Consider the following 5472-nt stretch of genomic DNA (forward strand, 5'->3'; position numbering starts at 1 on the left):
GCGCGCGGTGACGCCGAGCGGGCGCGGGCGCTGACCGCGCTGCACGCGGAGCGCTCGCAGCCGCTGCACCGCCTCAAAAGGCCGACGCGCGGCCCGGCCGGAGGGCGCCCGCTCCACGGGTGCGGGGGCTCTGCGTCTCTGCCCCTGCTTCTCAGGCCGTGGTGTGGTGCTCCCGGTCGTACGCCTCCGTCAGCTCGCGGCAGCGCTTCACGTCGCCCGCCATCGCCAGGAGCAGGTCGTCCAGGGTGTCGAACCTCAGCATCCCGCGCACGTACTCCAGGAAGTCCACGGCCACGTGCAGCCCGTACAGATCGAGTCCCTCGCGGTCGATGGCATACGCCTCGACCGTCCGCTCCGTGCCGTTGAACTGCGGGTTCGTGCCGACCGAGATGGCCGCCGGCATCCGCTCGCCCGCGGCCGTCAGCCAGCCCGCGTAGACGCCGTCCGCCGGGACCGCGGTGTGCGGGACGGTCTCGACGTTGGCCGTCGGGAAGCCGAGCTCGCGGCCGCGCTGCGCGCCGCGGACCACGATGCCCTCGACCCGGTGCGGGCGGCCGAGGATCTCACCCGCGCCGGTCATGTCGCCCTCGGCGACGAGCCGGCGGGTCAGGGTGGAGGAGAAGGGCTGCCCGCCGCCCGCGGACCCGCTGACGTACAGATCGATGACCTCGACCTCGTAGTCGTAGGTGGCGCCCAGCTCGGACAGGAAGGCGACGTTTCCGGCGGCCCGGTGCCCGAAGCGGAAGTTGGGGCCCTCGATGACGGCCTTCGCGTGCAGCTTGTCGACGAGCACCTTGACGATGAAGTCGGCCGGGGACAGCTGCGAGAACTCGGCGGTGAACGGCAGCACGAGCACCGCGTCCACACCGAGGCCGGCCATCAGCTCGGCGCGCCGGTGGTGCGGGGCGAGCAGCGGCGGATGGCTGCCCGGCCGTACGACCTCGGAGGGGTGCGGGTCGAAGGTGACCACGACGGACGGCACGCCGAGCTCCCGGGCGCGCTCGACGGCCCGCCCGATGATCAGCTGGTGCCCGCGGTGCACGCCGTCGTAGGAGCCGATGGTGACGACGCTGCGTCCCCAGTCCTGGGGAATGTCCTCCAAGCCACGCCAGCGCTGCACTGTGACCGCTCCTCGTCCGCCTGTTCGCCGATTACGCAGGTCTAAGACTGCCATGCCCACGCCCGTCGGTCCGCATCGGCATGGAAGTCCCGTGGCGCCGCAGGGCCTGGAGGCTCTCGGGACCGAGCAGCGGCACCCAGTCGGCGGGGGCGGCGACCGTCCACCGGGCGACCAGCACGGCGAACGGCGGCCGGGCGTGGGCGAGTCCCGCGAGTGCGGCGTCCAGCCGACCCGCGCCCTCGGGGGTACGGGTCCACAGGGCGCCGACCCGCCGGGTGAGCTCCCTGGTACGCGGCTCGCTGCGGTGCTCCGCGCCCTCGGCGGCGGCCGTCAGGAGGGCTTCCAGGACGCTGAACTCCCCCCTCTCCGCCTCGTACCGCTCGTGTTCGACGAGTACGTCGAGCAGCTCGCCCCGCAGATGGCGGGAGGCGCCTGTGCCGGGGGCGGCGAGGACGGGCGCGAGGGCGCGGCGGACCGCGGCGGGGCGGCCCCGGATGAGCCCGGCGACCAGCGGGAACAGCACGGCCCGCGCCGCCGGGCCGTCCTCGAACCGCCGGTCGACGAAATCGGCCACGTGCCCGGCGCCCTCCGGGTGACGGGCGACGTAGTCGCGGACGAGGGCGGCGATCCGGCGCGTGAGCGCGGGCGTGTCGACCTCCGCGAGGGCGTGCAGGGTGGCGGCCGGAGCCTCGCCCGTGCCGTGCAGTCGGGCCCGGAGGGCGCCGAGCACCGGTCCGGGGTCGGTCGCCAGGGCCTCCACGAGGGCGTCGGCGGGCACCCCGGGCTCGACGAGGGCGCGGGGCAGATGGCGGGCTCGGGTGTGCGGGTCCCGGATCAGGAGGCCGAGGGCGGCGCCGTGGAGGGCCTGGTCGCCGGGGCGGGCGAGCAGGGCGAGGGCGGCGTAGCGGAGGAGTTCACGGTCGGCGGGGGTGATGGCGCGACCGGCGACCACACGGCCGTACGTGGCGGCGGCGACGCGTCGCTCGGGACGGCCGTCGTCATGCGCCCACCGGTCGACGGCCCGGCAGACGGCGGCGGGTTCGTCCTCGGCGAGGGCGGTGAGGAGACCGTCGGCGAGCGGGTGGGCGGTGGCGACGAGCGCCTCGCACAGGTCGTCGACGGCGAGCGCCCGATGGGTGTGCAGCAGGGCCTGAGCCGCGGTGGCGACGGTCGCGTGCGGGGCGGCGGGGAGGGGGCGGTCGTCGCCGAACCAGCGGCAGAGGAGCGGCTGGACGCCCCGGGGGTCCGCGGCGAGCATCCCCGCCACGGCGTCGAGGCACCGGTCGCCGTCGTCCCGGCCGGGCGGCGGGTCGGCGGGCACGAGCCGCCGCAGCAGATCGATCCGCTCGTCCTCCCCGAGCGGCAGCCCCTCCCAGAACCCGGGCCCGAACGCGGCGAACACGGCGTGCCGCGCGGCCCTGGCTCCGATCAGGTCGGCCAGCAGCCGCAGCGCGGGCAGGTACGGCCGGGGGTCCGGCAGCCGCCGCACGCACTCCAGGAACAACCGCGAGGCCCACCAGGGCCCGTCACCACAGCTCCCGGCTTCCGCCCCGGCGAAGCGCCCGAGGGCCTCGGCGAGCACACCGAGCCGCGGAGCGAGGGCGGCGGGACCGCGTTCGTGGTGGAGCAGCAGCAGCGCCTGGAGGACGGGGCCGATCCGGTGACGCGGAACGGGCGGCGCCGGAGCGGCGGCGACCGGCGGCTGCCCCCCGGACGGGCGGACGAGCGCCCCCTCGACGGCCACCCGCTGCCGGGGGACGACGGGCGCGGCGCAGGGGTCGGCGGGGCGGGCGGGCCCCGGGGGGCGGACGGGTCCTGGCGGCCCGGCGGGTAGGCCCGGTCCGGCGGGTACGCCCGGACCGGCGGGTACGCCAGGACCAGCGGGTACGCCAGGCCCAGCGGGTACGCCAGGACCAGCGGGTACGCCAGGACCAGCGAGTACGCCCGGTCCAGCGAGTACGCCCGGTCCAGCGGGTACGCCCGGTCCAGCGGGTACGCCCGGTCCGACGAGCGGGCCGGGTCCAGCGGGTACGCCCGGTCCGGCGGGGCCAGGTGGTCCAGCGGGTTCACCCGGTCCGCCCGGCCCTGCGGATCCACCCGGTCCTGCAGGTCCTGTCGGCGCCGGGTCCGGGGCCGCCGACCCCACGAAGCCGGGAACGTGCGATCCGCACGGCCGTCCCGGGCCACCCGGCACCGGGGCCGCCGACCCCACGAAGCCGGAGACGTCCGCCCCGCCCTGGTCCTCCGGCCCCGGGGCCCCCGCCCCCACGAAGAGGAGCGCCCGCAGGGCCTCGTCCAGGTCCAGGTGGGCCGCCTGGACCCAGTCCGCGAGTTCCTCGTGGGCGAAGCGGTAGCCGGAGCCCGCGGGGACGAGCAGACCCTCGGTGAGGACGGCCGAGGCCCAGCCGTCCCGCCAGGGGAAGAGTTCCTCGAAGGAGGACCGGTCGAGGACGCCGTGCCCCGGGCCCAGGCAGCGGCGGGCCGCCTCGTGCACCTGACCGGTCACGCGCGCGGCGAGCCGGCGTACGGCGGTGCCCCGGACGAGCGGCCGCGAACCGGCGGCGATCCGGACGGCGATCCGCAGGCAGAGGAGGTCCAGGTAGGCGGTGAAGATCTCCTGGCGTCCGGGCCGCCCCGGTACGTCCCCCGGCAGCGCGGCCCGTACCTCCGCGAGCAGCCGCAACGCCAGCGGGTGGCGGGCGTCGGCCTCGGCGAGGTCCGTCTCGCCGAGGCCGTAACCCTGGCGTACGGCCCGCGCCTCCGACGCGGTGTACGGCCCGAGAACGAGCGCGGGCGGCCCGTCCCCGGCTCCGTCCCGGGCTGGGGCCGCGGCCCGGTCCCCGGCTCCGGCTCCGTCCCCCGTCTGGTTCCAGGCTCCGGCTGCGGCCCCGTCCCGGTCCCCGACTCCGCCCCCGGCCGGGTCCCCGGCTCCCGTCGTCGGCCGGTGTGGTGCGCTCGGGGTGTACAGGGCGCCGGCCAGGTCCCAGTGCTCCGGGCGGCAGGCGGTGACGAGCTGGGCGTGGTGGGCGCGGAGCCAGTTCTCGGTTGACGCCGTCCAGTCGCCGAGCCGGTGGGCGAGGAGCGGTGGCATCTCCTCGGGGCCGTCGAGGACGACGAGGAGCGGGCGGCCCGCCTCGTGGGCGAGGGCGGCGGCCCGTTCCGGAGTGGCGGCCGTGGTGTCGCCGAGCGCCCCGGAGGCGGCGACGACACGGCCCGCCTGGTGCAGGGCGCGGCCGACGGCGTCGGCGACGGAGCGGTCCTCGGCGCGCAGGTCGGCGCCGCGCAGCCGGACGGTGGGGGCGGGCGCCGCGCCCCGGGCGCGGCGGGCGCAGAGGGCGGCGAGGGCCGTGGTGCGGCCGGTTCCGGGGGCGCCGACGAGCGCGAGGACCGGGGCGTCGCCCGCGGTGAAGCGGGCGAATTCGCGGACGCACTCGGGGCGTTCGACGGGCTCGGGCCAGGGGTCGGGTTCCCGTACGGGTCCGGTGGAGGTGGCGGTGAGTTCGAGGATTCCGGCGAGGTTGAGGTCGGGCCCGTAGGCAGGGACGGTCGCCGCGTTGCGCCGGAGCAGGGCGCCGAGGGGGCCTTCGGGCCGCAGCGGCACCGCGTATCCGGCGGCTTTGCGGTCACCGTGCAGGGCGGTGCCGAGGACGGCGAGCACGGTGCCGGTGGCGGTGTCGAGGACGGGGCCGCCGGCGGCCTCTCCGCCGAGCCTGAGGGCCTCGGCGCCCTCGGTGCCGATGGCGAGTTCGAGCGCGTCGGCGACGGTGTGGAAGCGGTCGGTGGCGACGTACGTGACGGTGGCGGGGCCGAGCACCCGCGCCTCGCGCCAGCCTCGGGCGGCGATCCTCACGTACGTGCCGGGTTCGACCTCGGGGCGGGTCGCGAGCGGCAGCGGGTGGACGCCGAGGCCTTCGGTCCGTACGAGGGCCAGGCCGCTCTCCGGCAGGGGTGTGACGGCCTCGGCCTCGGCGAGCCAGGTCCGGTCGCCGGGGGCGTGCAGGACGACACGGCTGAGCCCGTCGACGGCTTCGTGACTGGTGACGACCGTTCCGTGGTGGTCGGCGAGGAATCCGGTGCCGCGCGGCCGGCCCGCCTGATCGCAGATCCGTACCAGCGTCGCCAGGTCCCCGCGTCCCATGGTGTCGACGGTAGGTCGCCGGTGATCACGCGACGGCCCACACGGGCGAACGCGCCCCCCGGCACTCCCCCGTTCACTTCGAGCGCCTCCCCGATGGGGTGATTCTTCGGCGTTCCGCCGGACAGGCTCTTCCGGGGGAACGCCGTGGGGGGGGGGGGGGGGGGGGGGGCCCCCCCCCCGGGGGGGGGGCGCGCCGGGGGTGGCGCAAGGGCGG

The 5472-nt window shown here is 77.3% G+C and carries 2 protein-coding genes; both read right to left on the reverse strand.

Annotated elements, in window-relative coordinates:
* Positions 1-151: 151 nt before the first annotated feature.
* Positions 152-1120 (reverse strand): bifunctional riboflavin kinase/FAD synthetase, encoded by a 969-nt coding sequence (locus ABZ567_RS32175; protein WP_360796902.1) that lies wholly within the window; start codon positions 1118-1120, stop codon positions 152-154.
* A 31-nt stretch (positions 1121-1151) separates the two neighbouring features.
* Positions 1152-5258: a trypsin-like peptidase domain-containing protein gene (locus tag ABZ567_RS32180; protein WP_360796905.1), complete on the reverse strand. Its 4107-nt coding sequence runs from the start codon at positions 5256-5258 to the stop codon at positions 1152-1154.
* Positions 5259-5472 lie beyond the last annotated feature (214 nt).

It is taken from the genome of Streptomyces sp. NPDC016459 (assembly GCF_040632845.1).
GTDB lineage: Bacteria > Actinomycetota > Actinomycetes > Streptomycetales > Streptomycetaceae > Streptomyces.

What these genes read in the sequence shown, in the direction of transcription:
- ABZ567_RS32180 (WP_360796905.1), bottom strand. Translation starts at nt 5,258, where the DNA reads ATGGGACGCGGGGACCTGGCGACGCTGGTACGGATCTGCGATCAGGCG.